This is a genomic window from Motilibacter aurantiacus (genome assembly GCF_011250645.1).
In the GTDB taxonomy this organism is placed as follows: domain Bacteria; phylum Actinomycetota; class Actinomycetes; order Motilibacterales; family Motilibacteraceae; genus Motilibacter_A; species Motilibacter_A aurantiacus.
Genome location: NZ_JAANNO010000001.1, coordinates 450,090 through 475,786, shown reverse-complemented (window position 1 = coordinate 475,786; position 25,697 = coordinate 450,090). Strand labels below are relative to the sequence as shown.

Annotated in this window: 23 protein-coding genes; 21 read left to right on the top strand and 2 right to left on the bottom strand. The window is 75.5% G+C overall.

Translation table 11 applies throughout. The features are described 5' to 3' along the window. From secY to G9H72_RS02055, 12 genes are all read left to right on the top strand, one after another. A complete protein-coding gene (secY, locus tag G9H72_RS02110; protein ID WP_166166665.1) occupies positions 1 to 1,299 on the top strand; it encodes a preprotein translocase subunit SecY in 1,299 nt (432 codons plus the stop codon). Then, entirely contained in the window at positions 1,299 to 1,952 is a 654-nt protein-coding gene (locus G9H72_RS02105; protein WP_166166662.1) for an adenylate kinase, read from the top strand. The genes secY and G9H72_RS02105 overlap by 1 nt, the downstream gene beginning before the upstream one ends. 60 nt (positions 1,953 to 2,012) lie before the next feature. After that, on the top strand, positions 2,013 to 2,828 hold the full coding sequence (gene map, locus G9H72_RS02100) for a type I methionyl aminopeptidase (RefSeq protein ID WP_166166659.1): 816 nt from the start codon (positions 2,013 to 2,015) through the stop codon (positions 2,826 to 2,828). Between the two features lie 265 nt (positions 2,829 to 3,093). Beyond that, positions 3,094 to 3,315: a translation initiation factor IF-1 gene (infA, locus tag G9H72_RS02095; RefSeq protein WP_121194827.1), complete on the top strand. Its 222-nt coding sequence runs from the start codon at positions 3,094 to 3,096 to the stop codon at positions 3,313 to 3,315. Between the two features lie 62 nt (positions 3,316 to 3,377). Beyond that, positions 3,378 to 3,494 (top strand): 50S ribosomal protein L36, encoded by a 117-nt coding sequence (rpmJ, locus tag G9H72_RS02090; protein WP_166166656.1) that lies wholly within the window; start codon positions 3,378 to 3,380, stop codon positions 3,492 to 3,494. Between the two features lie 290 nt (positions 3,495 to 3,784). Continuing rightward, positions 3,785 to 4,165: a 30S ribosomal protein S13 gene (gene rpsM / locus G9H72_RS02085; protein WP_166166653.1), complete on the top strand. Its 381-nt coding sequence runs from the start codon at positions 3,785 to 3,787 to the stop codon at positions 4,163 to 4,165. Between the two features lie 61 nt (positions 4,166 to 4,226). Beyond that, positions 4,227 to 4,637 carry a 30S ribosomal protein S11 gene (gene rpsK, locus G9H72_RS02080; RefSeq protein ID WP_166166650.1) on the top strand — a complete coding sequence of 137 codons (411 nt, stop codon included), beginning with the start codon at positions 4,227 to 4,229 and terminating at the stop codon, positions 4,635 to 4,637. A 30-nt stretch (positions 4,638 to 4,667) separates the two neighbouring features. Next, on the top strand, positions 4,668 to 5,294 hold the full coding sequence (gene rpsD / locus G9H72_RS02075; RefSeq protein ID WP_166166646.1) for a 30S ribosomal protein S4: 627 nt from the start codon (positions 4,668 to 4,670) through the stop codon (positions 5,292 to 5,294). Positions 5,295 to 5,393: 99 nt separating this feature from the next. Further along, positions 5,394 to 6,410: a DNA-directed RNA polymerase subunit alpha gene (locus G9H72_RS02070; RefSeq protein ID WP_166166643.1), complete on the top strand. Its 1,017-nt coding sequence runs from the start codon at positions 5,394 to 5,396 to the stop codon at positions 6,408 to 6,410. Positions 6,411 to 6,511: 101 nt separating this feature from the next. Continuing rightward, complete coding sequence (gene rplQ / locus G9H72_RS23305) at positions 6,512 to 7,183, top strand: 50S ribosomal protein L17 (RefSeq protein WP_166166640.1); 672 nt, start codon at positions 6,512 to 6,514, stop codon at positions 7,181 to 7,183. A gap of 86 nt (positions 7,184 to 7,269) precedes the next feature. Beyond that, positions 7,270 to 8,094, top strand: coding sequence for a tRNA pseudouridine(38-40) synthase TruA (gene truA, locus G9H72_RS02060; RefSeq protein ID WP_407939538.1), 825 nt, complete (start codon positions 7,270 to 7,272; stop codon positions 8,092 to 8,094). Positions 8,095 to 8,104: 10 nt separating this feature from the next. After that, positions 8,105 to 9,418, top strand: coding sequence for a S8 family serine peptidase (locus G9H72_RS02055; RefSeq protein WP_166166634.1), 1,314 nt, complete (start codon positions 8,105 to 8,107; stop codon positions 9,416 to 9,418). Here the strand turns inward: G9H72_RS02055 and eccB are convergent. Then, complete coding sequence (eccB, locus tag G9H72_RS02050) at positions 9,387 to 10,856, bottom strand: type VII secretion protein EccB (protein WP_166166631.1); 1,470 nt, start codon at positions 10,854 to 10,856, stop codon at positions 9,387 to 9,389. The two genes, G9H72_RS02055 and eccB, sit on opposite strands and share 32 nt — an antisense overlap. Before the next feature lie 169 nt (positions 10,857 to 11,025). Here eccB and eccE point away from each other — a divergent pair, with 169 nt between their 5' ends. From eccE to G9H72_RS02035, 3 genes are all read left to right on the top strand, one after another. After that, positions 11,026 to 12,291: a type VII secretion protein EccE gene (gene eccE, locus G9H72_RS02045; protein ID WP_166166628.1), complete on the top strand. Its 1,266-nt coding sequence runs from the start codon at positions 11,026 to 11,028 to the stop codon at positions 12,289 to 12,291. After that, on the top strand, positions 12,288 to 12,986 hold the full coding sequence (locus G9H72_RS02040; protein WP_166166625.1) for a hypothetical protein: 699 nt from the start codon (positions 12,288 to 12,290) through the stop codon (positions 12,984 to 12,986). The genes eccE and G9H72_RS02040 overlap by 4 nt, the downstream gene beginning before the upstream one ends. Before the next feature lie 121 nt (positions 12,987 to 13,107). Then, complete coding sequence (locus tag G9H72_RS02035; RefSeq protein WP_166166622.1) at positions 13,108 to 16,464, top strand: PAS domain S-box protein; 3,357 nt, start codon at positions 13,108 to 13,110, stop codon at positions 16,462 to 16,464. Between the two features lie 13 nt (positions 16,465 to 16,477). Here the strand turns inward: G9H72_RS02035 and eccD are convergent, their stop codons facing one another. Next, entirely contained in the window at positions 16,478 to 17,866 is a 1,389-nt protein-coding gene (eccD, locus tag G9H72_RS02030; protein WP_166166619.1) for a type VII secretion integral membrane protein EccD, read from the bottom strand. A 154-nt stretch (positions 17,867 to 18,020) separates the two neighbouring features. Here eccD and eccCa point away from each other — a divergent pair, with 154 nt between their 5' ends. The 6 genes from eccCa to G9H72_RS02000 all read left to right on the top strand — a co-directional run bounded on the left by eccCa (position 18,021) and on the right by G9H72_RS02000 (position 25,608). Continuing rightward, positions 18,021 to 22,100: a type VII secretion protein EccCa gene (eccCa, locus tag G9H72_RS02025; RefSeq protein ID WP_196790708.1), complete on the top strand. Its 4,080-nt coding sequence runs from the start codon at positions 18,021 to 18,023 to the stop codon at positions 22,098 to 22,100. A 30-nt stretch (positions 22,101 to 22,130) separates the two neighbouring features. Next, positions 22,131 to 22,424 carry a hypothetical protein gene (locus tag G9H72_RS02020; protein WP_166166613.1) on the top strand — a complete coding sequence of 98 codons (294 nt, stop codon included), beginning with the start codon at positions 22,131 to 22,133 and terminating at the stop codon, positions 22,422 to 22,424. Continuing rightward, on the top strand, positions 22,424 to 24,103 hold the full coding sequence (locus tag G9H72_RS02015) for a putative T7SS-secreted protein (RefSeq protein ID WP_166166610.1): 1,680 nt from the start codon (positions 22,424 to 22,426) through the stop codon (positions 24,101 to 24,103). The genes G9H72_RS02020 and G9H72_RS02015 overlap by 1 nt, the downstream gene beginning before the upstream one ends. Before the next feature lie 86 nt (positions 24,104 to 24,189). Then, positions 24,190 to 24,765 carry a hypothetical protein gene (locus tag G9H72_RS02010; RefSeq protein ID WP_166166607.1) on the top strand — a complete coding sequence of 192 codons (576 nt, stop codon included), beginning with the start codon at positions 24,190 to 24,192 and terminating at the stop codon, positions 24,763 to 24,765. A gap of 234 nt (positions 24,766 to 24,999) precedes the next feature. Continuing rightward, on the top strand, positions 25,000 to 25,311 hold the full coding sequence (locus G9H72_RS22185; RefSeq protein ID WP_166166604.1) for a WXG100 family type VII secretion target: 312 nt from the start codon (positions 25,000 to 25,002) through the stop codon (positions 25,309 to 25,311). Positions 25,312 to 25,320: 9 nt separating this feature from the next. Further along, on the top strand, positions 25,321 to 25,608 hold the full coding sequence (locus G9H72_RS02000; RefSeq protein WP_166166601.1) for a WXG100 family type VII secretion target: 288 nt from the start codon (positions 25,321 to 25,323) through the stop codon (positions 25,606 to 25,608). The last annotated feature ends 89 nt before the right edge of the window (positions 25,609 to 25,697 follow it).

The following is a 25,697-nucleotide window of genomic DNA, read 5'->3' as shown; positions in this document are numbered from 1 at the left end:
GTGCTCACCGCGTTCGCCCGGGCGTTCCGTACGCCCGACCTGCGCAAGAAGCTCCTCTTCACGCTCGCGATCATCGCGCTCTTCCGGTTCGGGTCGCTGCTGCCGACGCCGGGTGTGGACTACGACGCGGTTCGCCAGTGCACGACGAGCGTGGAAGACGACGCCGGCATCTACGGCATGGTCAACCTGTTCAGCGGCGGGGCGCTGCTCCAGCTGTCGGTCTTCGCGCTCGGGATCATGCCGTACATCACGGCGAGCATCATCGTGCAGCTGCTGACGGTGGTGATCCCGCGCTTCGAGGCCCTGAAGAAGGAGGGCCAGTCCGGCACGGCGAAGCTGACGCAGTACACCCGCTACCTCACCGTGGCGCTGGCCGTGCTCCAGTCGACCGCCCTGCTCGCGCTGGCCCGCACGCCCGGCCGCATCTTCCAGAACTGCGCCGCCGACCTGGTCCCGGACGACTCGCTCTTCCGCGTCCTCACCATGATCATCGTGATGACGGCCGGCACCGGCATCATCATGTGGTTCGGCGAGCTCATCACCGACCGCGGCGTCGGCAACGGCATGAGCCTGCTGATCTTCACCTCCATCTGCGCCGGCTTCCCGAACGGCCTGTGGAACGTCAAGGCCTCCAAGGGCTGGGACGCCTTCATCGTCATGATCGTCGTGGGCCTCGTCGTGGTCGCGGCCGTCGTCCTCTTCGAGCAGGCGCAGCGCCGCATCCCGGTCCAGTACGCCAAGCGCATGGTGGGCCGCCGCATGTACGGCGGGACGTCGACCTACATCCCGATCAAGGTCAACCAGGCCGGTGTCATCCCGGTCATCTTCGCCTCCTCGCTGCTGTACCTGCCGCAGCTGGTCTCGCAGCTCGGGGACTCGACGAGCGGCTGGCGCCAGTGGATCGAGGTCCACATCTCCCGCGGTGACCACCCGCTCTACGTGCTGATGTTCGTGGCGCTGATCATCTTCTTCACGTTCTTCTACGTCGCGATCACCTTCAACCCGAAGGAGATCTCGGACAACATGAAGCGCTACGGCGGGTTCATCCCGGGCATCCGAGCCGGCCGCCCGACGGAGGAGTACCTCGACTACGTGCTCTCGCGGATCACGCTGCCGGGGTCGATCTACCTGTCGGTCGTCGCGATCATCCCGATCCTCGCCCTGGGCCTGTTCAGCGCGAACCAGAACTTCCCGTTCGGCGGCACCAGCGTGCTGATCATGGTCGGCGTCGGCCTCGAGACTCTGAAGCAGGTCGAGAGCCAGTTGCAGCAGCGCAACTACGAGGGGTTCCTCCGCTAGTGCGTCTCGTCCTCGTAGGCCCCCCAGGCGCGGGGAAGGGCACCCAGGCCCAGTTCATCGCCGCCCAGTACGACGTGCCCCAGGTGTCCACCGGCGACATCTTCCGGGCCAATGTCGGCCAGAGCACCCCGCTGGGGCTCGAGGCCAAGCGCTACATGGACGCCGGCGAGCTCGTCCCCGACTCCGTCACGATCGCGATGGTCGAGGACCGGCTCCTGCAGGACGACGCGGCCAAGGGGTTCCTGCTCGACGGGTTCCCCCGCAACGTCGCCCAGGCCGAGGTCCTCGACACCCTGCTCGAGCGCGCGGGGACGTCGCTGGACGTCGTCCTCGAGCTCGTCGTGGACGACGAGGAGGTCGTCCGGCGGCTGTCCGGGCGCCGGACGTGCAGCTCGTGCGGCCGGGTGTGGCACGTGGACTTCGACCCGTCCTCGGTGGAGGGGCAGTGCGACCACTGCGGCGGCACCCTGTTCCAGCGTGACGACGACAAGCCCGAGACGATCCGCCGCCGGCTGCAGGTCTACGCCGAGCAGACCGCGCCCGTCGTCGGCTTCTACGCCGAGCGCGGCCTCCTCGAGCGGATCGACGCGACGGGGACGGTGGACGGGGTCACCGCGCGCATCCTGGCGGTGCTCCGGCGCTTCGACCGATAGCGCCTCGACGACCGACACGGCGTGCCGCGGGGCGGCCGCCGGTGTGAAGGAGACCAGCGAGTGTTCCGCCGTCGCGACGACATCGAGCTGAAGACCGCCGAGCAGATCGAGCTGATGCGCCGGGCCGGGCTCGTCGTGGCCGACGCGCTCGCAGCCATGACCCGTGCCCTGTCGCCCGGCGTCACCACCAAGGAGCTGGACGCCGTCGCCGAGGAGGTCATCCGCTCGGCGGGAGCGGTGCCCTCGTTCCTCGGCTACCACGGGTTCCCGGCCTCGACCTGCCTGTCGGTCAACGAGGAGGTCGTCCACGGCATCCCGGGCGGACGGCGGTTGCAGGCCGGAGACGTCGTCTCCATGGACTGCGGCGCGATCTACGAGGGGTGGCACGGCGACTCCGCGGTGACGGTGACGGTGGGGGTGCCCACGGCGGAGCAGGCCGGCCTGCTCGCCGCGTGCGAGGACGCGATGTGGGCGGGGTTGGCCAAGGCGGTCGTCGGCGGCCGGCTCGGCGACATCTCCGCGGCGGTCGAGCAGGCGGCCCGCGGGCGCGGGGCGTACGGCGTGGTCGAGGGCTACGGCGGGCACGGCATCGGCTCGCAGATGCACATGGACCCGCACGTCCCCAACGTCGGGCGGGCCGGCCGCGGGCCGCACCTCGTCGCCGGCATGGCGCTCGCGGTGGAGCCCATGCTGACGCTCGGCACCCACGCCGTCGAGGAGCTCGAGGACGGCTGGACGGTCGTGACCGCCGACGGCCGGCTCTCCGCCCACTTCGAGCACACGGTCGCCCTGACCGCCGAGGGCCCCTGGGTGCTGACCGCTCCCGACGGGGGCCGCGAGCGGCTCGCAGCGCTGGGTGTGTCGACGCCGGCCTGAGCCGCGCCGGCCCGGCCGGGGGGCGACCGCAGCGCCGTGGCGACGGCACCGGCACGGGTGGCTGCGACCGGGTTTGGACGCTGGGGCCTCGTCACGTAGACTTCTATGTCGGCCGTGGGTCTGTCATGTGCACGCGCAGCGTTCGTCTCGTGCAGGCACAGTGTCACGGGTGGGCGGCGTCGCAGACGTCAGCCCGCAGCAGCTCCGGCGGCCACGCACGGTAGACCATCAAGCTACTTCGATCACGCCACGGATTGCGGAGGACATGCCCAAGAAGGAAGGGGCCATCGAGATCGAGGGCACCGTCATCGAGTCTCTGCCCAATGCATTCTTCCGGGTCGAGCTCGCTAACGGGCACAAGGTCCTCGCGCACATCTCGGGCAAGATGCGCCAGCACTACATCCGAATCCTCCCCGAGGACCGGGTGGTCGTCGAGCTCAGCCCGTACGACCTCAACCGCGGCCGCATCGTCTACCGCTACAAGTAGCCAACGACACGAATCCGGGCGTGCCTCCCGCGCACCGGCGAGACGTCCAGGGGTTCATTTCCATGAAGGTCCAGCCCAGCGTCAAGAAGATCTGCGACAAGTGCAAGGTGATCCGCCGTCACGGCCGGGTCATGGTCATCTGCTCCGCCACCCCGCGCCACAAGCAGCGGCAGGGCTGAGCGGGGCGGGCCCCGGCCCGCCCGCACCGGCGGGGCTCGCCCCCGTCCGCCGACCCGGTCGATTGCACCGACCGGCCGGCTCGTTCGACCCGGCTCCGTCGCCATCCGGCGGCAGGCGCCGGCGTAGGACGTAGCGTCCCGACCCCCGCGGGGAGATCCGCGGGACGACACCCCCGGCACGGAGGCCGGGGACCCGCTCCAACCGACGGCCTGCGAGGAGGACAGGCCCGGCCGAGGAACGGGAACGGCGCTGCGCAGGACCTCCGTACTACCCAGGAGACGCATACCGCATGGCACGCCTCGTCGGCGTCGACCTCCCGCGCGAGAAGCGCGTGGAGATCGCCTTGACCTACATCTACGGCATCGGTCGTACCCGTGCCCAGGAGACGCTGGCCCAGACCGGGGTCAGCCCGGACACCCGCGTCCGTGACCTGGCCGAGGACGACCTCGTCCGGCTCCGCGACTGGATCGAGGGCAACTACCGGACCGAGGGTGACCTCCGACGCGAGGTCGCCGCGGACATCCGCCGCAAGGTCGAGATCGGCAGCTACCAGGGCCTGCGGCACCGCCGCGGCCTGCCGGTCCACGGCCAGCGCACCCACACGAACGCGCGCACCCGCAAGGGCCCCCGCCGCGCGATCGCCGGTAAGAAGAAGCCCGGCAAGAAGTAGTCCTTCCGTACGGCCTCTCCGGCACGGAAGAGACCGACGACCTCCAGGAGCGAGAGCAGACATGCCCCCCAGGACCCGGCAGCAGGCCGGCGGCGCCAAGAAGGTGCGCCGCAAGGAAAAGAAGAATGTCGCGCACGGCCACGCGCACATCAAGAGCACGTTCAACAACACCATCGTCTCGATCACGGACCCGCAGGGCAACGTGATCTCGTGGGCCAGCGCCGGCCACGTGGGCTTCAAGGGCTCGCGCAAGTCGACGCCGTTCGCCGCGCAGATGGCGGCCGAGGCCGCCGCCCGCCGTGCTCAGGAGCACGGCATGCGCAAGGTCGACGTCTTCGTCAAGGGCCCGGGCTCGGGCCGTGAGACCGCGATCCGCTCGCTGCAGGCCACCGGCCTCGAGGTGGGCTCGATCCAGGACGTCACGCCGGTGCCGCACAACGGCTGCCGCCCGCCCAAGCGCCGCCGCGTCTGACGCGCCCACGAACGTAGGAGAGAACACGTAATGGCCCGCTACACCGGCGCGGACTGCAAGCGCTGCCGTCGCGAGAAGATGAAGCTGTTCCTCAAGGGCAGCAAGTGCGAGTCCCCGAAGTGCCCGATCGAGATCCGTCCCTACCCCCCGGGCCAGCACGGCCGGGGCCGGACCAAGGACAGCGAGTACCTCCTGCAGAAGCGGGAGAAGCAGAAGTGCGCTCGCATCTACGGCGTCCTCGAGAAGCAGTTCCGGGGCTACTACGAGGAAGCCAACAAGCGCCAGGGCAAGACCGGCGAGAACCTGCTCCGCATCCTCGAGAGCCGGCTCGACAACGTGGTCTACCGGGCGGGCTTCGCGCCCAGCCGTGACGCCGCGCGCCAGGTCGTCCGCCACGGCCACTTCCTGGTCAACGGCAAGAAGGTCGACATCCCGTCGTACCGCGTCACCGAGAACGACATCGTCGAGGTGCGCGCCGGCTCGGTCGAGCTCACACCGTTCGTGGTCGCCCGTGCCACGGCCGGCGAGCGCCCGGTCCCGGCCTGGCTCGAGGTCATCCCGAACCAGATGCGCATCCTCGTCCACGCCCTCCCGGCCCGGCAGGTCATCGACACGCCGGTCCAGGAGCAGCTGATCGTCGAGCTCTACTCCAAGTGATCCCAGTGTCCCGGGGCCGCGTCCGACACGGGCGGCCCCGGGACACCGCCATTCCCTCGTCGCGGCGTCATATGGCGGACGCCGCCGGAAGGAAACCTCGTGCTCATCGCCCAGCGGCCCACCCTCGCTGAGGAGCCGATCTCCGACTACCGCTCGCGGTTCGTCATCGAGCCGCTCGAGCCGGGCTTCGGCTACACCCTCGGCAACTCCCTCCGCCGCACCCTGCTCTCCTCGATCCCGGGTGCCTCGGTCACCAGCCTCCGCATCGAGGGCGTCCTCCACGAGTTCACGACCGTTCCCGGCGTGAAGGAGGACGTCACCGAGATCATCCTCAACATCAAGAACCTCGTCGTGAGCAGCGAGCACGACGAGCCGGTCGTCATGTACCTGCGCAAGCAGGGCCCGGGCGCCGTCACCGCCGCGGACATCGCGCCGCCGGCGGGCGTCGAGGTGCACAACCCCGACCTGCACATCGCCACGGTCAACGAGAAGGGCAAGCTCGAGATCGAGCTGACCGTCGAGCGCGGTCGTGGCTACGTCTCGGCCGTGCAGAACAAGCAGCCCGGCCAGGAGATCGGCCGCATCCCGGTCGACTCGATCTACTCGCCGGTGCTCAAGGTGACGTACAAGGTCGAGGCGACCCGCGTCGAGCAGCGCACCGACTTCGACCGGCTCGTGGTCGACGTCGAGACCAAGCCCTCGATCCTGCCCCGCGACGCGATGGCCAGCGCGGGCAAGACCCTCGTCGAGCTCTTCGGCCTGGCCCGCGAGCTCAACGTCGAGGCCGAGGGCATCGACATGGGCCCGTCCCCGCAGGACCAGGCGTTCGCCGAGAACCTCGGCATGCCGATCGAGGAGCTCGAGCTCACGGTCCGGTCCTACAACTGCCTCAAGCGCGAGGGCATCCACACCGTCGGCGAGCTGATGAGCCGCAGCGAGGCCGACCTGCTCGACATCCGCAACTTCGGCGCGAAGTCCATCGACGAGGTCAAGGCCAAGCTGGCGACGATGGGCCTCTCGCTCAAGGACAGCCCGCCCGGGTTCGACCCGAGCGCCGCCGTCGAGGGCTTCGGCACCGACGACGACGCGGCCTTCGCGGAGGACGAGCAGTACTGAGCCTCTAGGCTCAGCACCGTTCGGCCTTCCGGCCATCTGCACCCCGCTCTTCGCGGTTGACAGCGACTCCGTGACCCGAGACTGACAAGGAAAAGCCACTCATGCCCACGCCCACCAAGGGCCCGCGCCTCGGCGGCGGCCCCGCGCAGGAGAAGGCTCTCCTCGCCAACCTCGCCACCTCGCTGTTCGAGCACGGCCGGATCAAGACCACCGAGGCCAAGGCCAAGCGGCTGCGCCCGTACGCCGAGAAGCTCATCACCTTCGCCAAGAAGGGCGACATGGCGTCGCGGCGGCAGGTGCTCACCGTGATCCGCGACAAGAGCATCGTGCACACGCTCTTCACGGAGATCGGCCCGCGCTTCGCGAACCGCCCGGGTGGCTACACCCGCATCGTGAAGATCGGCCCGCGCTCGGGCGACAACGCCCCGATGGCGATCATCGAGCTCGTCGAGGCCCTCACCGTGCAGCAGACCGCTGTCGGCGAGGCCGAGGCGGCCACGGCGCGCGCCGCGCGCGGCAACGTCTCCACGGGTGAGGCGGCCGCCGCTGCGGGTACCTCTGCTGCGACCGATGCTGGCGAGCAGGTTCCCGCGGAGGAGCAGAGCGTGGTTGACGAGAGCACGACGGCGAGCGACGAGACCCCGGCGACGGACGTGTCCGCCCCCGAGGGCGACGACCAGGCGGCCGAGGAGGGCACCTCCGCGCAGACGGCGGGTGCCACCGAGGAGTCGCAGGCCGAGGGAGACCCGGACAACGACCCGAACAAGGCGTGACCGAGCAGCACCCGCACGACGACGAGCCCGTCGCCCCCCTTGCCGGGGGCGGCGGGCTCGCCGCTTCTGCGGCCCCCGCCCCGCCGGTGCGCGTCCGTCTCGACCTGGGCTACGACGGGACGGCGTACGCCGGGTGGGCCCGGCAGCCCGGGCAGCGCACGGTTCAGGGGACGCTGGAGGAGGCGCTCGGGCTGGTCTGGCGGGAGCCGGTGCAGCTGACGGTCGCCGGGCGTACCGACGCCGGGGTGCATGCCCGCGGGCAGGTGTGCCACGTCGACGCCCCGGCCGAGGCGTGGGCGCGCACCGGGGCCACGCTCGTCCGGCGGCTGGCCCGGATGCTGCCGGACGACATCCGCGTCCGGCGGGCCGCTCCTGCCCCGCCCGGGTTCGACGCCCGCTTCTCCGCGGTGTCGCGGCGCTACGCCTACCGGGTGCGCGACGACGACAGCACCGCCGACCCGCTGGAGCGGGGCTGGGTGCTGCGCCACCCCCGCCCGCTCGACCTGCCCGCGCTCCAGCTGGCGTCCCGGCTGCTGCTCGGCGAGCACGACTTCGCGGCGTACTGCAAGCCCCGCGAGGGCGCCACGACCGTGCGGGAGCTGCTGAGCCTGGAGTGGGAGCGGGACGCCACCGGGCGCGCGGTGGCGACGCTCGTGGCGGACGCCTTCTGCCACTCGATGGTGCGGGCGCTGATGGGTGGGCTGCTCGCGGTCGGGGACGGCCGTCGTGACGTCGAGTGGCCGCGGCGGGTGCTCGACGCCGGCCTGCGCGACCCCGGGGTTGCGGTCGCGCCCGCCCACGGGCTGGTGCTCGAGGAGGTGCGCTATCCCGCGGACGACCAGCTGGCGGCCCGGGCGACGACGGCACGAGCGGTCCGGGTGCTCGGCGCGACGGCCGGGGCCGCCGAGTAGCGTGCCCTGCGTGCCAGCCGTGAAGACGCTGCGGGCGCTGGCCCTCGCCGCGGCCGCCCTGCTCCCCGCCGCCGCGGTGCCGGGACCGGCGTCCGCGGTCGAGCCGGACCGGGAGTGCGCGACCACCCCGGACGAGGAGACCGCCGAGCCCTGGCAGCTGCGCCGGCTCCAGCCGGGCCGGGCCTGGCACCTGAGCCAGGGCGGCGGCGTGACGGTGGGGGTGGTGGACAGCGGCGTGGACGCGTCCTCGGCGCACCTGCGCGGGGCCGTCGTCCGGGGGCCGGACCTGTTGGGCGCACCGGGCGGACCGTCGACGCAGGACTGCAGCGGCCACGGGACGCAGGTGGCGAGCCTGATCGCCGGCCGCGTGCTGCCCGGCACGCCCTTCGCGGGGATCGCGCCCGCGGCCCGCGTCCTGAGCATCCGGCAGACCGAGGACGTCGACGGCCGCCGTCGCGGGGACACCGCGGGCCTGGCCCGCGCGATCCGGGCCGCGGCCGACGCTGGCGCCCGCGTCGTCAACGTCTCCGCCACCTCCGACACGGGCACGCCTGCGCTGCGTGCGGCCGTCCGCTACGCCACCGCCCGCGACGTGCTGGTCGTCGCGGCCGCCGGCAACGACGAGCCGCAGGCCCGGCAGCGCACGGACGCGACGTACTACCCGGCGGCGTACCCCGAGGTGCTGGCGGTGGCCTCGACCGGGCCGGACGACGCGCGGGCGGACACCTCGCACGCGGCCGGCTACGTCGACATCGGCGCTCCCGGAGCCGACGTGGTGACGGCCGGGCCGAACGGGCCCGGGCGTTACGCGGTCGCGACCGGCACGAGCTTCGCGGCGCCGCTCGTGGCCGGAGCTGCGGCGCTGGTGCGGGCGTACCGGCCGGGGCTGACGGCCGCGCAGGTGAAGGCCCGGATCGAGGCGACCGCCACGCCCCCCGCCCTCGGCGCCCGGGCCGGGATCGGGGCCGGGGTGCTCGACGTGTACGCCGCCGTGGCCGCCACGCTGCCCGGCGAGCGCGCGGCCGCCTCCCGGGAGCCGGCCGGGGCCCGGGCCCCCGCCGTGGTGGCGGGGCCGGTGCTCGCGCCGGAGCCCGCCCCCCGCGCGCGCCCGGGCCGGGCCGTCGCGGCCGCGCTGGCGGCAGGCGGGCTGGCCGCGGCCCTGCTCGCGCTCGGACTGGTCGCCGCGGCCCGTCGCGGCCGGGCGCGCGCCTGGCGTCCGGGACGCCTCGACGACGCTCCGGCAGCCGTCCGCGCCGACTCCTCGGCCGCGGCGGTGGAGGCGCTGCGCGGGGTCAGCCCGGCCGGCCGGCCTCCTGACGGCTGAGCGCGGGGCCCTCGGGAAGCAGGGCGAGGAACGCAGGGGGCACGCGCAGCGGGGCGGTGGAGCCGTATCCCAGCGCCGCGGCGGCGTCGTTGTCGGCGACCGCGAAGCGGCGGCCCGCGTCGGTCACCACGTAGCGGGTCGTGCCGACGCCCGGGGCCGGCTCGGACTGCGCGTAGGCCACGCCGCCCGGTGGCAGCGCGACGAGGTCCGCCGTCGCCGGACGAGGCGCGGCGGGGCGGGCGGGCGCCCCTGCTGCGGGCGTGGCGGCCGGGGCCGGGACGGTCGGCACCGTCCCGCCGGGCAGCGCGGCCGCGACCGCGACCTGGGGCTGCCCGCTCGCGCCGGCGGCCGGCGCGACCGCCACGCAGAGCACGCGCCGCTGGGGGTCGACGTCCGCGGGACGCAGCCGCGTCGCGGGCAGCCGCTCCAGCTGAGGCGGGGCGGTGGCCCGTGGCGCGGCCGTCAGCGCCTCGGGCGCCACGTCCACGGGGGCCGGCGTGGAGCCGGGGTACGCGGCGGCGACGTCGGGGTCGGCGAGGACGAGGTCGGCGGCGAGCGGGGTGAGCGGCGCGACGCCGTCGGCGAGCACCAGCGCGTACTGGTCGCCGGCGGCTCCGCGTGCCCGCAGCACCGTGCCGACCCGGGTGGCGGCGCCCCCGACCTGCGGCCCGGCGCTGCCGCGGCCGCTGACGGCGGGGAAGGCGAGGTCCGGGCCCTGGGGCAGGGTGTTGAGCCAGGCCTCGCCCACGGGGCGGGCGGGCGCGTCGCCGACGCCGAGCGGCACCGCCGCCCGCGGGTCGGGCAGCTGCAGGCGCACGCCCCGCCAGACCAGCCATTGCGGGGCGCCCTCCCCGGCGGTGACCAGCAGCGCCTCGTCGGGCGCGAGCGGCGTCGCCGGGACGCGGACGCCGACGTAGAGCGCGTCCTGCCGCGCCCCGGCCAGCGTCGGCAGGGCACCGGGGGCCGGTGCCACCGGCGCCGAGCACGCGGTCCACGGGCCGGCGACGAGGTCGTCGGGGCCCGGCAGCGCGTCCGGCGCGCCGGGGATGCCGAGGGCCGTGGGAGTCCGCGGCACGCCCTCCAGCGATTCGGCGGAGACCCGTGACACCCGGCCCTCGCCGCCGACGGCGAGCCGGGCGGACGCGTAGTTGAGCATCGGGTGCAGCCGGCCGTCGAACCACGCGTAGCGAGCGCCGGTGTCGCGCTCGATGACGACGCCGTCGGCCTCCCGCCACGTGGTCGCCGAGCCGGGGCGGACCAGCCCGAAGACCCCGAACCCGGCCAGGACGACCACGGACAGCATCGCCCCGGCGAACGTGGCCCGGGTGATGCGCGCGACCGGGGGACCGAAGCCGTCCGCGTCGCCGCCCACCAGTGCGTCGGTCGTGCGCCGGGCGAGGAACTGGTACGCGTGCAGCTGGTCCCTGCGCGAGCGCATCGAGCGGGTCCCTCCTGCAGGTGTCCTCCGGCCGGGAGTGGCCGGGCCGCCAGCCTAAGGACGCGGCGGGGCAGCCCGGGCAGGCACCGCCCTCACGCCTGCCGCCTAGCATGGCGACCCCCATCGTCCGACCGGTGCCCCGCGCCGGCCTGCTCGCACCGGAGGGCCGTTGTCGACGTCGCTCGCAGGCCGCGGACGCCGGAGCCGCGCTTCGGGCGGGCGCGGCGCCACGCTCCCGCCGGGCCCCGGCGGCAACGGCCGCGTCGGCACCGCGGTCGCGGCCGGGCGGCCGCTCGCCACGCGGGTCGTCGTCTGCGAGGCCGCTGTCGCGCTCGCCGTCCTCGCCGCGGCCCGGTCGGCGCTCGCCCTGGCGGTCGCCGCGCCGGTCGCGCTGCTGCTCGTCGTCCTCACGCTGGGCCGGCGCCGCGGCCGCTGGCTCTCCGACCACCTGCGCGTGGCCGCCCGCTTCCGCCGGCGGGCCACCGGCAGGGCTGCGGTCACCGCCCGGGAGCCCCGGCTCGCGCCGCTCGGCACGCTGCTGCCGGGCGTACGCGTCGAGGAGGCCCGCGACCGCTCCGGCGAGCGGGTGGGCCTCGCGGTCGACCCGGGCGGCTGGGCCGCGGTGCTCTCGCTCGAGCCGGCCGGCCCGGTGGTGGCCGGGCAGCCGGGGCCGGTCACCGTGGAGGACCTCGCCGCGGTCTTCGAGGACCCCGAGCAGCGGGTGGCCTCCGTGCAGGCGCTGACCCTGTCGGTGCCCGCCCCTTCCGCGCGGCTGCCCGTCGCCGACGACCCCACCGCCTTCTCCTACGCCGAGCTGCTCGGCACGGTGGCGTCCGACGACCACCCCCGGCCGCCGGCCCACCGCTCCTCGTGGGTGGCGCTCCGGCTGGACCCCGCCGGCTGCCCGGACGCCGTCGCCCGCCGGGGCGGCGGCCCGGAGGGCGCCCGGCGCGCCCTGCTCGGGGTCGCGGCGCGGCTCGCCGCGGCGCTGGACACGCCCGCCGCCCCCGCCCGCGTGCTCGACGCGCCGGGCCTGCTCGAGGCGGTGCTCGAGGCGGGGGGCGCCACGGAGGCGGCGTCCGCCTCGGCCACCGCCTCGGGCGCCGAGCACTGGGACCGTTGGGAGCGGGCCGGCGCGGCGCACACCAGCTGGGCCGTCCGCCGCTGGCGGGCGGGTGGCGCGGGCCTCGACGCGGTGACGGCCCCGCACGCCTCGACCCTCTGCACGTCCCTGCTGCTCGGCCGGGACGCCCGCGGGGCCGTGACGGCGCAGGCGCTCGTCCGCGTCACCGCCCCGCCCGGCCACCTCGACGCCGCACGGGCCGAGGTCGAGCAGAGTGCCCGGGCGGCGGGGCTCGGGCTGCTGCGGCTCGACGGCGAGCAGGCCGCCGGGGTCGTGGCGTCGCTGCCGCTGGCCGGGCTGGGGCAGCGATGACCGGCAGGGCGGGCCGGCCCGCGCTACCGCTGCCCCCGGACCCTGGGGGCGTCCCGGCGCTGAGCACCGCTCCTGCGGGGCTGGTGCTGGGCCGCTCGGACGCGGGCGAGGCCGTCGCGCTGCGGCTGTTCGGGCGGAGCAGCACGCGGGTGGTCGTGGGCTCGCTCGAGCTCGCCCGGGTGCTCGCCTTCCGCGCGCTGGGGCTCGGGGCGACGGTGTCCGTGGGCACGACCCGCCCGACCGCATGGCGCTCGGTGTCCCGGGTCGCGGGGGAGTCGGCACGCCGGGTGAGCGTGGTCCAGGGGCCGGTACGCCCGGGGACCGGCGCGAGCATGCACTTCCCGCTGCTCGTGGTGCGCGACGGCGTGGCCGAGGCCCGGCGTACCGGCCGGGAGGCGCCCGCGGCCGAGGGGCCGGTCACGGGGCCGTGGCGCGCGCTGCTCACCGTGCTGCGCGACCTCGACCCGTCGCTGCAGCGCAGTCTCGCGGCCGCCGACGTCGCGCTCGTCGGGGCGCTCGCCCCGGAGCAGGCGACCGCGGTCTGCCGGGCCCTGGAGGTGGACCCGTGGACCGCCCCGACCCTCGTCGGGCTGCCCGCGCAGGCGCTGGTGCTGCTGCCGCGGGGCGGCGCGCCGGTGGCGGTGACGCTCGCGCCGACGAGCCTGGAGCATCGGCTGGCCGAGCCCGCCGGCTGAGCGACCGGGCAGGGCGGGCGGGCGGGCAGCCGGTCGCGAAACGCCGGATTGCCGTGCGTGCCGGACGCGGGAAAGGCACACTCTGCGTTCTGGATTCCTACGTCCTCAACGGGGATGCGACGTGGAGCGCCTGGGCAGGGAGGACGGCCGGCCGCCGTCGGTCGCGCGCGAGCTCGAGCAGCTGAGCGGCGCGGTGTCGGGCGAGCTGCGCGAGCTGGCCGGCCTCGCGGCCGGCGTGTGCGACGCGCCGATCGCAGTGGTCAGCCTGCTGGTCGACGACCGCGTGACCTTCCCTGCCGCCCACGGGCTGCGCCTCGCCGACGCGTGTGTCGGCGACACCCTGTGCGAGGTGGTCGTGGGGACCGGCGAGCGGCTCGAGATCGAGGACGCCGCGGCCGACCAGCGCTTCGCCGAGCTGCCCCCCGTGGCCGGGCGGCCCGGCGTCCGCTACTACGCGGGGGTCCCGCTGCGCGGCCCCGACGGCCGGCCGGTCGGGGCGCTGGCGGTGCAGGACCTGCGGGCGCGCCGCCGGCTGACCGACGGCCAGTGGGCGCAGCTGGAGGCGCTGGGGCGGCAGGCGATGGCGCTGCTGCGGCTGACCGGCCAGTCGGCGCAGGGCATCGAGCGCTCGACCGAGCTGGCCCACGCCCGCGGGCTGCTGGACGCGCTGCTCGCCCACACGGCGGCGCTGGTGGCGGTCAAGGACCTGCAGGGGCGCTACCTGCTGGTCAACCGGGAGGTGGCCCGGCGTACCGGGCTCACGCAGGAGCAGATCCTCGGCCGGCGCGCCACCGAGCTCGGGCCGTACGCCGAGGAGTGGATGGCGCGTGACCAGGAGGTCGCGCGGACCGGGCAGGCCGTGCACCTGCTCGAGACCGTCCGCCGCCAGGACAGCCGGCCCGCCGTCTACGCGACGACGAAGTTCCCGCTGCGGGACGAGGACGGCGAGGTGTACGCGGTCGGGGCCATCCGGGTCGAGGTGGACGACCCAGAGGGCGCGCGCGCCCGGCTCTACGAGTCCGAGCAGCGGTACCGGGCGCTGTTCGAGCAGGCTGCCGTGGGGCAGGCCGAGGTGAGCCTGGACGGACGGCTGCTGACCACGAACCACTGCCTCGAGCAGATGCTCGGGTACGGGCCGGGCGAGCTGATCGGCCGACAGATCGTCGACCTGGTGGCCCCGGCCGACAGGGCGCGGCTGCTGGCCGACATGGGCGGGTGGGGCACTCCGGGCTACCGGCGCCAGCTCACGCCGCGCCGCTACCGGCGCAAGGACGGCAGCCTGCATCCGGTCCTGATCTCCGCGACCGTGGTCCACGACGCGATGGGCCGGCCGCGCGCGGTGCTGGCGACCGTGCTCGACGAGCACGAGCGCGAGGAGGCGGCCCGCCGCCTGCAGGCCAGCGAGCAGCGCCAGCGCAGCCTGCTCCAGGGCATCCCGGACGCTGTGGTGGTGGTCGACGGCAGGGGCGAGGTCCGCGAGGTGAACACCCGCACCGAGCTGCTGTTCGGCTATCCGGCGGCGGACCTCGTCGGCCGGCCGGTCGAGCTGCTCGTCCCCGGCGCGGACGCTCTCGGGCTGGCCGGGGCGCAGGGCAACGGGGCGGACGGACCCGTGACGAGCGCGCCGCGGGACGCCGTCGCGCGGCGCAGCGACGGCTCGGCCCTCCCGGTCGAGGTCAGCCTCGCCGCCGTGGTGCTGGACGACGGGCCGGCCGTGATCGCAACGATCCGCGACGTGACCGAGAACCGCGCACTGCAGCGCCAGCTGCACGCGAGCGAGGAGCAGTTCCGGCAGGCGTTCGCGGACGCCCCCACCGGGATGGTGCTGACCGGGCTGGAGGAGCACAACCGCGGCCGGATCATCCACGTCAACCGGACGGTCTGCACGCTGCTGGGGCGCTCCGCCGAGGAGCTGATCGGCTGCGACTCCTCCGCGGTGCTGCACCCGGACGACGTGCCGGCGAGCGAGGTCGTCGTGCAGGACCTCGCCCGGGGGCTCACCGCCGAGTGGAACGCCGAGCGCCGGCTGTGCCACAGCTCGGGCGCGGCCGTGTGGGCCAGGCTGAGCACGTCCGTCGTCCACGCCCTCGACGCGCGGCCGCTGTACGCCATCACCCAGGTCGAGGACGTCACCGCCCGCCGCGCCGCCGAGCAGCGGCTGGCGTACCAGGCGATGCACGACGCGCTCACCGGCCTGCCCAACCGGCTGCTCCTCCTCGACCACCTGCAGAGCGCGCTCGCCCGGTCCGCCCGGCACGGCGGGCACGTCGCGGTGCTCTACCTGGACCTGGACAACTTCAAGGACGTGAACGACGCGCTCGGCCACGCGGCCGGCGACGAGCTGCTCGTCGAGTTCTCCCGCAGGCTGACCGCCTGCCTGCGCGACTCCGACACCGCGGCGCGCCTCGGCGGCGACGAGTTCGTGGTGGTCTGCGAGGACCTGGCCGGGCCGGAGGAGGCCAGCGGCATCGCCTCGCGCGTCGAGGAGGCGCTCGACGTCGACGTGCCGGTCCGCGACCACCCGGTCCGGGTGACCGCGAGCATCGGGATCGCCGTGAGCAGCGGCCACGAAACCGGGGCGGACCTGCTGCGGGAGGCGGACACCGCGATGTACCGCGCCAAGCGCGCCGGGCGCGGCACGTTCGCCCTCGCGGACCCGGAGCACCAGGCCCGGGCGCTCCGGCAGGTGCGGCTGGCCGCGGACCTGCGGCGCGCGCTCGAGGCCGACGACGAGCTCGTCCTGCACTACCAGCCGACGTTCGACGCGGGGACCGGCGCGGTCGTCGCGCTCGAGGCGCTGATCCGCTGGCAGCACCCCGAGCACGGGCTGCTGCTGCCCGGCGCCTTCCTCGACGTCGCCGAGGACCGCGAGCTGATGGTCCCACTCGGCGCCTGGGTGCTGCGCGCGGCCTGCGTGCAGGGCGCGGCGTGGCACCGGCGGCTGGGGGCGGCGGCCCCGGAGGTCTGGGTGAACGTGTCGAGCCGCCAGCTCGGGGCTGCCGACCTGACCGGGTGCGTGGCCGACGTCCTGGGCAGCAGCGGCCTTCCCGCGGGCAAGCTCTGCCTGGAGATCACCGAGCGCCAGGTCGTCGAGATCGACGAGGTGGTGCGGCGCGACCTGGACGGGCTCGTGGCGCTGGGCTGCCGGCTCGCCCTCGACGACTTCGGGACCGGCCACAACGACATGTCGCACCTGCGCGCGCTGCCGTTCGACACCTTGAAGATCGACCGCGTCTACGTCACCGGGCTGGGCACGGACCGCACCGACACCGCGATCACGACGAGCATGGTGACGCTGGCGAAGGCGCTCGGGCTGACGGTCGTGGCCGAGGGCGTCGAGCGCGACGAGCAGGCCGACCAGCTGCGCCGGCTCGGCTGCGACCTGCTGCAGGGCTTCCTGCTGCACCGGCCGGCGCCGGCACCGCAGGTCGACCGCGTCCTCGCACTCGACCCGGGGCGCCGGCCGGCAGCCCGATGAGCGGCCGCCCCGGTCAGCCGCCCAGCCCCCGGACGTAGCCGTACGAGCCCGTGACGGCGAGCAGTACCGGCAGCACCGCCACGAGGGCGGCGAGCTCGAGCAGGTCCAGCGCCCGCCACCAGTACGGCGAAGGCTCCAGCCCGCGGGTGGCCAGCGTCGCCCACAGCGCGACGAGCCCGGCGACGAAGAGCGTGGCGGCGCCGGCCGCGACCCGGGTGGCCGGCGCCGCGTCGGCCACGAGCCGGGCGACGAGGACGGCGGCCGGGACGGCCCCGGCGAGCAGCAGCGCGCCGCGCTCCAGCGTCCCGGCGTGCGTCCGCGACCGGAGCACGGCGGCGACCGCGACGATCCCGCCCAGCCAGCGGGCCGCGACGCTGTCCTCGATCGCGAGGAGCACCCCCGAAGCTGCGAGGAGCACGCCGAGCGCCACGACGAGAGCCGCGAGGAACCGCGACGCGGCCGCCGCGCGGTGGACCGTGTCGACGCCGGCCAGCGCGTCGTCGTCGCGGGCCGCGCCCGTGAGGTCGGCCGGCAGCCGGGGCAGCGGCAGCCGGGCCAGCCGGAGGGCCAGCGCCGGCAGGACCGGTTGCAGGGCGAGCGCCAGGGCGGCGGTCACGGCCGCGGCACTGGCGGTCGAGGCGTCCAGGGCGACGGTGCCGAGCGCGGCGGCCGCGCCCCCCGCGGCGAGCACGGCGACGGCGGCGAAGGCCGGCCCGAAGTCGCCGACGGCGAGCGCCCCGAGGGCCGCCGAGAAGGCGACGGAGCCGCCGGCGCAGGCCAGCGCAGCCCGCCCGTCGCCCGGGGCCCCCGCGGTGACCGCCGCGGCCACGCCGGCGGCAGCGGCGGCCACCGCTCCCGAGCCGGCGGCCGCGCCCCCGGCCGCGGCGTCGCCGAAGGCGCGCGACAGCACCGCTGCCACGAGGACGAGCACCAGGGCCGCGCCGCCGGCGGCCGCGGTGGCCGTCGCGGTCACGGCCGTCGAGGCAGCCCCGTCCGTGGCGGCGTAAGACGCGACGAAGGCGGCGCCGGCCAGCAGCGCGACCGCCGCGAGCAGCCCGGCGAGCCGACTGGCCCGCGGGCCCCAGCGGCGCAGCGGGTCGCCGGCGGCCGAGGCGACCGCGTCGACCACGTCGTCGAAGACCGGCGCCGGCTGCTGCTGGGCGCGGGGGGACAGGTAGAGCAGCTCGCCGTCGCGCAGCGCCAGGGCCTCGAACGTCCGCCCGGGGTCGAGCGGGGGCTCGGCGAAGCGGGCGAGCGACCAGTCGCCGCCCGGGCGGGCGTCGCCGGCCAGGTCCTCGCCGGTCACGCGCAGCAGGGCGGGCAGCAGCTCGGCCAGGGTCGCGGCATGGGGCAGCGCGAGGTCCACCCGGGTGTGCGGGGCCACCACGGTGACCCGGGCCATGCCCGCACGGCTCCTCGGGGGCACCGGACCTCCGCTCGCTCGACGTGGCGGGCCCGCGGCCCGCCTCGGTTGCTCGACGGAGGCTACCGGCGCGCGCGGACGCCCCCGCGGTGGTGCAGGATGCCGCAGACGCCCGCCACCCCGGGAGGCCCCCCTGACGACGTACGTCTTCCGCCGCCCGCCGCGTGCCGACGCCCCCGAGCTGCCTGCCGGCGACGTGCCGCTGGCCGCGCCCCCGCAGGTCTCGACCGTGCGGCAGGGCCTCGGCCAGCTGATGCTCGTCCTGCCGATGGTGGCCGGCGCGGGCGCGATGGCGTTCATGTACGCCGGCCGGGGCGGAGGCGCGCTGACCTACATCGTCGGCGCCATGTTCGGCATCTCCATGCTCGGCATGGTGGCGGTGACGATCGGGCGGCCGCAGGCGGGCAAGCGCGCCGAGCTCGACGCGGAGCGCCGCGACTACCTGCGCTACCTGGCGCAGGTCCGCCGCAGGGCGCGCGAGACCGCGCAGCGGCAGCGGACGGCGCTCGGCTGGCGCCATCCCGAGCCCGCCGCGCTGTGGGCGGTGGCGGGCGGCACCCGGCTGTGGGAGCGGCGCCCCGGCGACGAGGACTTCGCGGTCGCACGCATCGGCACCGGCACCCAGCGGCTTGCGACGCCGCTCGTGCCGGCCGAGACCGCGCCGTACGAGGACCTCGAGCCGCTGTCGGCCAGCGCGCTGCGCCGGTTCGTGCGCGCCCACTCCACCGTGCCCGACCTGCCGCTGTCACTGTCGCTGCGCGCCTTCGCCCGGGTCGACCTCCTCGGGGACCGGTCGGCCACCGCGCCGCTGGCCCGCGCGCTCGTCGCCCAGCTGCTCACCTTCCACACGCCGGAGGACCTCCAGCTGTGGGTCTGCGCCTCCCCGGAGCGGCGCGGCGACTGGGACTGGGTCAAGTGGGCGCCGCACGCGCAGTCGCCGACCGCCTCGGACGCGGCCGGCCCCGTCCGGCTCGTCTCCGACCGGCTCGAGGAGCTCGAGGCGCTGTCCGGGGGCCTGCTCGCCGAGCGCCCCCGGTTCGTCCCCGACACGCCGCTGCCGGCCGACTCCCCGCACGTCGTCGTCGTGCTCGACGGCGGGATCGCGGGCGCGGAGGCCCAGACCCTGTCCGAGGACGGGGTGCTGGGGGTCACCGTCGTCGACCTGCGCCCGCTGGCCGACCTCGCCGCCGCGGCCCGCGCCGTCGACGCGGACCGGTCGCGGATCCGCCTGGTGGTGGGCGAGCCGGAGCCGGCGCGGGAGGCACCGCGGGCGGCCCGCGACGGCGTACGTCCCACCCGGCGCCGGCGTGCCGCGCGCCCCGGGCCGGACCGCGAGCGGGTGCCGCTCGGCGTGCTCGCGGCAGGTGGCGGCGTCGAGCCGCTCGGCCGGGCCGATGCGCTCTCGCCGGCGCAGGCCGTCGCGCTGGCCCGCGTCCTCGCGCCCGTCCGGCTGGCGACGGGGACCGAGGAGGAGCCGCTCGCCTCGGACCTGGGCCTGACCGAGCTGCTCGGCATCGGCGACCCGGAGCAGGTCGACACGACGCGCACCTGGCGGGCGCGCGCCCAGCGCGAGCGGCTGCGGGTGCCGCTCGGGGTGGACGAGGCCCGGCTGCCGGTCGACCTGGACCTCAAGGAGTCCGCGCTCGAGGGGATGGGGCCGCACGGCCTGGTCATCGGGGCGACCGGCTCGGGCAAGAGCGAGCTGCTGCGCACCCTCGTCCTCGGGCTGGCGGTGACGCACTCGTCGGAGACGCTGAACTTCGTGCTCGTCGACTTCAAGGGCGGCGCGACGTTCGCGGGGATGGCGGGCCTGCCGCACACGAGCGCGGTCATCACCAACCTCGCGGACGACCTGACGATGGTCGACCGCATGCGCGACGCGCTCCAGGGCGAGCTGGTCCGGCGCCAGGAGCTGCTGCGCGCGGCGGGCAACTTCGCCTCGGTCCGCGACTACGAGCGTGCGCGCGAGGCCGGGGCCCCGCTGACGCCGCTGCCGTCGCTGCTCGTGGTCTGCGACGAGTTCAGCGAGCTGCTGACCGCGAAGCCGGACTTCATCGACCTGTTCGTCGCGATCGGCCGGCTCGGCCGCAGCCTCGGCATCCACCTGATGCTCGCCTCGCAGCGGCTGGAGGAGGGCCGGCTGCGCGGGCTCGACAGCCACCTGAGCTACCGCATCGCGCTGCGCACGTTCTCCGCGGCCGAGAGCCGCGTCGTCCTCGGCGTCCCCGACGCGTACGAGCTGCCGCCCGTCCCCGGCTCCGGCTACCTCAAGGCGGACACCTCCACGCTCGTGCGGTTCAAGGCGGCGTACGTCTCCGGCCCGGTCCGCGCGCGCTCGGTACGCGCCTCGGTGGCCGGAGGCGAGGAGCGGACGGTCGTCCCGTGGACGCTGGAGCCGCAGGCGGTGGACGCCCGGCCGGCCGCGCCCGCGCAGGAGCCGGACCTCGCGCCCGAGCCGCCCGGTGAGACCGTGCTGGACGTCATCGTGGAGCGGCTGCGCGACGCCGGGCCACCCGCCCACCAGGTGTGGCTGCCGCCGCTGACCGACCCGGTGCCGCTCGACGAGCTGCTGCCGGCGCTCGAGCCGGACCCGGCGCGCGGCCTGTCGCCGGTCGAGTGGGAGGCGCCCGCCCTGCGGGTGCCGGTGGGCGTGGTCGACAAGCCGCTGGAGCAGCGGCGCGACCTGCTCGTCGCCGAGCTCGACGGGTCGGCGGGGCACGTCGCGGTCGTGGGCGGGCCGCAGAGCGGCAAGAGCACGCTGCTGCGCACGCTCGTCTCGAGCCTCGCGCTCACCCACACCCCGGAGCAGGTGCAGGTCTACGCGATCGACCTCGGCGGCGGCCAGCTCGGGGCGCTGCAGGGGCTGCCGCACGTCGGCGGCATCGCCCAGCGGCTGGACACCGAGCGGGTCCGCCGGACGCTCGCCGAGGTAGCCACCGTGCTCGCTGAGCGCGAGGCCCGCTTCGCCGAGCTGGGGATCGCGTCGGTCGCGGAGTTCCGGGCGCAGCGGGCGGCCGGGCGGCTGCGGGACGAGCGCTTCGGCGACGTGTTCCTCGTGATCGACGGCTGGGGCGCCTTCCGCCAGGACTACGAGGGAGCCGAGCAGCAGGTGACCGCGCTCGCGGCCCGCGGGCTCAGCTACGGCGTGCACGTCGTCGTCTCCTCCACCCGCTGGGCGGACATCCGCCCCGCCCTGCGCGACCTGCTCGGCACCCGCTTCGAGCTGCGCCTCGGAGACCCGGCCGAGTCCGAGGTGGACCGGCGTACCGCCCAGGGCGTGCCGCAGGGCGCACCCGGCCGCGGCCTGACCCGCGACGGGTTCGCCTTCCTCGCCGCGCTGCCGCGCACGGACGGGGCGGCCTCGGCGGACGGGCTGGCGCCCGCCGCGTCGGCCCTGGTCAAGGCCGTCGCGGACGCCTGGCCCGGCCCTCCGGCGCCGCCGGTCCGGCTGCTGCCGCGCATGCTGCGGGTGGACGAGCTGCCCGCAGCGCGCCCGGGCGCCTCCCGGCACGCGCTCCCGCTGGGCGTCCGCGAGTCCGACCTCAGCCTGGTCGCGCTCGACCCCGACGCCGACCCGCACTTCCTCTGCTTCGGGGACGTCGAGTCGGGCAAGACCGCGCTGCTGCGCACCCTGGTCGCAGGCATCACCTCGCGCTACACCCCGGACGAGGCGCGGCTCATCGTCGTCGACTACCGGCGCACGCTGCTCGACGTGGTCGAGGGCCCGCACCTGCTGTCGTACGCCACCTCCGGCACCGCGCTCGCCCCGATGGTGAGCGAGGTCATGGGCTCCATGCAGCGCCGGCTGCCCGGCCCCGACGTACGCCCCGAGCAGCTGCGCGCGCGGTCGTGGTGGAGCGGGCCGGAGCTCTTCCTCGTGGTCGACGACTACGACCTCGTGGTGACCCCGTCGGAGAACCCGCTGGCGCCGCTGGCCCCGCTCGTGCCGCAGGCGCGCGACATCGGCCTGCACGTGGTGCTCGCGCGGCGCAGCGGCGGCGCCGGACGCGCGCTCTTCGAGCCGGTGCTCCAACGGCTGCGCGAGACCGGGACGCCCGGCGTGGTGCTGTCGGGCAGCCGGGACGAGGGCGTCCTGCTCGGGGACGTGCGCCCGTCACCGCAGCCCCCGGGCCGGGGGACGCTCGTCGACCGGCGGGTCGGGCCGCAGCTCGTCCAGGTGGCGTGGCTCCCGCCGTCGACCTCGCACGCGTGACCGGTCCGGTCTCCGGGAAGGGAGGTCGGCATGGGCGGCTTCCGGGTGGTGGTCGAGGACCTCGGGCAGGCGGGCGCGGCGATGGCCGCGGCGGTCGACGCGCGCGCGGCGAGCGCCGGCTCCGGTGCCCCGGGTGACGTGGGCAACGACGAGCTGGCGGGGGCCCTGGCGACGTTCTCGTCGTCCTGGGCACGCGGGGCGCAGGCCCTGACCACGGACACCACGCGGATGGGCGACGGGCTGCGCGTGAACGCCCTGTCGTACGCGCAGGTGGACGCCGCCCTGTCCCGGATGTTCGGCTCGCTCGCCGGCCTGTTCGACTGATGCCAGACTTCACGGTCCCCGGCGACGTCGGTGCGCTACGCGCTCACGCCCGCCTTCTCGCGGACGCCGCCGGAGGCATGGACGAGTCGTCCGCCGCCGTCGGCAAGGTCTCGACCGGGGTGTGGGACGGCAAGGCCGCGGACGCCTTCGAGGACGTGCGGCGCAGGGCGGCCGGCGCGTGGAGCGACGCGGCCGCCGCCGTCCGCCGGGCGTCCGCCGCGGTCGCGGCCTACGCCGACGCCCTCGAGCGCGCGCAGCAGCAGGCGAGCCGTGCCCTGACGAGCTACAACGACGCCGTCCGCCGGACCAACGAGGCGGTGGCCGCCTACAACGCCGACGTCCAGGCGGGCACCGCGACCGGGCCCTTCCGCGACCCGGGCCAGGCCGACCGCGACCGCGCGACCGCCGAGCTGACGGGGGCCCGTCAGGCGGTGGACGAGGCGGGCGCCAATGCCGCCGCGACCGTGCGCGCCGCGGCGATCCTGGCGCCGCGCGGGCCCGTGGTCCCCGTCCCGACCTCGCCCTACGACGACCTCGCCACCGGCAGCGACGGCCGCACCCCCGGCGGCCCCGTGGCCGGGCTGCCGACCGACTCGGCCACGCTCGCCCAGCTGCTCGAGCTCGCCCGGTCGATGGGCATGCAGCCGACGCAGTACGCCGGGCTCCTCCGGCAGTACTGGACCGCCGTCGCCGCCGAGCGCGCCGGGATCGACCTCTCGGCGTGGGACCCGGCGGCCGGCGCCGGGGCGAACCGGGAGACGATCGAGGCCGTCTACCGCTACTACGGCCAGCTCTTCCTGGACCACCCCGAGCTGCAGTGGGCCGGCATGGCCAACCTCATCGGCCCCTCGTTCGCCGGCGGCTTCCTGGACCTGGACCTGTTCAAGGACATCGCCCGCGGCGTCGCCGACGGGCTGGACCGGGTCCCGGGCGGCGGCCCGCTCCTGCCGCCGGCCCTCGCCGGGATGTCGGACCTGGCCGATCTCGGCGGCGCTGAGCTTGCGTACTACGAGCGCATGCTGCTCGGGATGCAGAAGGAGATCTTCTTCGACCAGGGGATGATGCACGAGGCCTACCTCGGGGGCGGCAACGCCGCGCTCGACGAGCTGCTGGCTGCCGGCGTCCTCGACACCGGGGCGCGCGAAGCGTGGGCCGCGATCGACCAGGGGCACCGCACCGGGGACGACGCCATGCTGGCCGCCGGCAACCAGGCCCTGCTGCGCCGCGAGCAGATGCAGATCATCCCCAACGAGTACGACGAGATGCGCGACCACTTCCCCAGCGGCGAGGCGTTCACGTACCTCCTGACCGCGGTCGGAGCGCCCTCCATCCCCGGCGCGCAGACCCCCGGGCAGTACTCCCCGCTGACGTTCAGCGGGGAGATCCCGGTCGTCACCCTGCCGCTGGTCGACGCGGACGTGGAGGTGACGGTCGAGACGCCGCTGCCGGACTTCAACATCGCCGACCGCAACGCCCGGTGGGACATGATCATCAACGACACCCTGCCGGCGTACCAGCAGGTGCTCGAGGACCCCGACCGGGCCGCAGACCTGGTCGGCTCGGACGTGACCGCGCGGATCGAGGCGCAGCGGATCGCCAACCAGTACGACGACATCCTGCGTCGGCTGCTCGACGACTGGCACATCAACGTCGACGGCGACCTGGACCTCGGGCCGTGAGGCGCTCCAGGGACAGGCGCTCCGCCCGCGCGGGGGCGGCGCTCGGGCTGGCGGTCTCCGCGACGGTGCTTCTGGGAGGGTGCAGCGTGACCATCGGTGAGGACAACGGCGACAGGGCGCAGCCCGCGACGGCGACCGCTTCGCCGCTCGTCAGCGACGGGCAGGCGACCCTGGACCTGCGGACGCGGCCCACCCGGGAGTCGCTGGGCATGCTCCCGGGGGAGAACGGCCACTTCGAAGACCGCCCGGAGGGCTCGGACGGCATCCGCACCACGGTGCTGCTGCCCGGCGGGCAGTCCGTGGAGCTGCTGGCCTTCAGCCTGGGCAGCGAGTCCCTCGGCAGCCCGCTGAGCCCGCCGCCGGACTCGAAGACCGCCCCGCCCTCCTCCACGGTCGTGAACGTGAACTACCCGTCGGTGAGCGCGGCCGCCGAGCAGCTCTACGCCTACCGCGAGGCGCTCGGGCTCGACGAGACGGGCCTGGCGAGCGTCGCGGGGCCGGACCCGGGCGGCGGGGGCGCAGCGGGCGGCGGCTCGGGGTTCGGGGTCATCCAGGGGCTCCGCGAGGGCTTCCTGCACATCGAGGTCGAGCTGCGCCCCGGGACGGAGTCCAACCCCGTCACCGCCAACTACCTCTTCCGCTACTCCGACCAGGCGAGCTGACGACGCACCGTCCCGGCGGCACGCCGTGCGGTCTCGACCGCCGCGGCCGGGCCTCCGGGCGTCCGCGCCTCGATGCGCAGCGTCACGGTAGCGAGGCGTTGCGTGGGTTCCCAACGGGTGATCTGCCCGCTCTTCACCGGAAGGAGGTTTCGGCTGCCCTGTCGGGGTGGGTACGCAAGGCCCCGTCAACATCGGAGCTGCCGCGCGAGCGGCCGAGACGAGCGAGGTGACGCCGTGGCCGATTCCTACGGCACCCAGCTAGACACCATGCAGGAGGCGTCGCGCCACGTGGCCGACGTCAACCAGCAGATCCAGGGCCAGCTGTCGAGCCTGATGTCACGGCTCGAGCCGCTGTCGGCGGCGTGGAAGGGCAGCTCGGCGGTCAGCTTCCAGGCACTGCACCAGCGCTGGAACGAGAACGCCGCCAAGCTCAACGACGCGCTCTCGGACATCAGCCAGGCGATCGCGGTGTCGGGCACCACCTACCAGCGGTCCGACGAGTCGCAGCAGCAGTCGTTCTCGAGCATCACCAGCGTGCTGGGCTAGGGGGAGCAGATGTCGGAGATCCTGGTCACCTTCTCGGCCATCTCGCAGGGGCAGGCGGACGTCGCCTCGACGGCGAGCAACCTCAACGGCCAGCTGGCCGACCTCAAGTCCTACCTCGCCCCGATGGTGTCCACGTGGACCGGCGCGGCGGCGGAGAACTACAACGCCAAGCAGCGCCAGTGGGACGAGGCCGCCGCCGAGCTCAACTCGATCCTGGAGCAGATCGGCCGGGCGCTCGGCGCCGCCGGCGACGACTTCCAGGCGGCGGAGAACAGCAACGCGAGCATCTGGGCCTGAGCTGCCTGCTCCCCGGCCCGTCGCGCGGGCCGGGGAGGCAGCAGTCCACTTCGGCGTTGCGCAATTCAGCAAGTGAGTTTCGGAGGTGG

Bases quoted from the DNA above. Each gene is read 5' to 3' on its own strand.
- infA (WP_121194827.1), top strand. From the start codon at position 3,094: ATGCCCAAGAAGGAAGGGGCCATCGAGATCGAGGGCACCGTCATCGAG.
- rpmJ (WP_166166656.1), top strand. From the start codon at position 3,378: ATGAAGGTCCAGCCCAGCGTCAAGAAGATCTGCGACAAGTGCAAGGTG.
- rpsM (WP_166166653.1), top strand. From the start codon at position 3,785: ATGGCACGCCTCGTCGGCGTCGACCTCCCGCGCGAGAAGCGCGTGGAG.
- rpsK (WP_166166650.1), top strand. From the start codon at position 4,227: ATGCCCCCCAGGACCCGGCAGCAGGCCGGCGGCGCCAAGAAGGTGCGC.
- rpsD (WP_166166646.1), top strand. From the start codon at position 4,668: ATGGCCCGCTACACCGGCGCGGACTGCAAGCGCTGCCGTCGCGAGAAG.
- rplQ (WP_166166640.1), top strand. From the start codon at position 6,512: ATGCCCACGCCCACCAAGGGCCCGCGCCTCGGCGGCGGCCCCGCGCAG.
- eccB (WP_166166631.1), bottom strand. From the start codon at position 10,856: ATGCGCTCGCGCAGGGACCAGCTGCACGCGTACCAGTTCCTCGCCCGG.
- G9H72_RS02040 (WP_166166625.1), top strand. From the start codon at position 12,288: ATGACCGGCAGGGCGGGCCGGCCCGCGCTACCGCTGCCCCCGGACCCT.
- eccD (WP_166166619.1), bottom strand. From the start codon at position 17,866: ATGGCCCGGGTCACCGTGGTGGCCCCGCACACCCGGGTGGACCTCGCG.
- G9H72_RS02020 (WP_166166613.1), top strand. From the start codon at position 22,131: ATGGGCGGCTTCCGGGTGGTGGTCGAGGACCTCGGGCAGGCGGGCGCG.
- G9H72_RS02015 (WP_166166610.1), top strand. From the start codon at position 22,424: ATGCCAGACTTCACGGTCCCCGGCGACGTCGGTGCGCTACGCGCTCAC.
- G9H72_RS02000 (WP_166166601.1), top strand. From the start codon at position 25,321: ATGTCGGAGATCCTGGTCACCTTCTCGGCCATCTCGCAGGGGCAGGCG.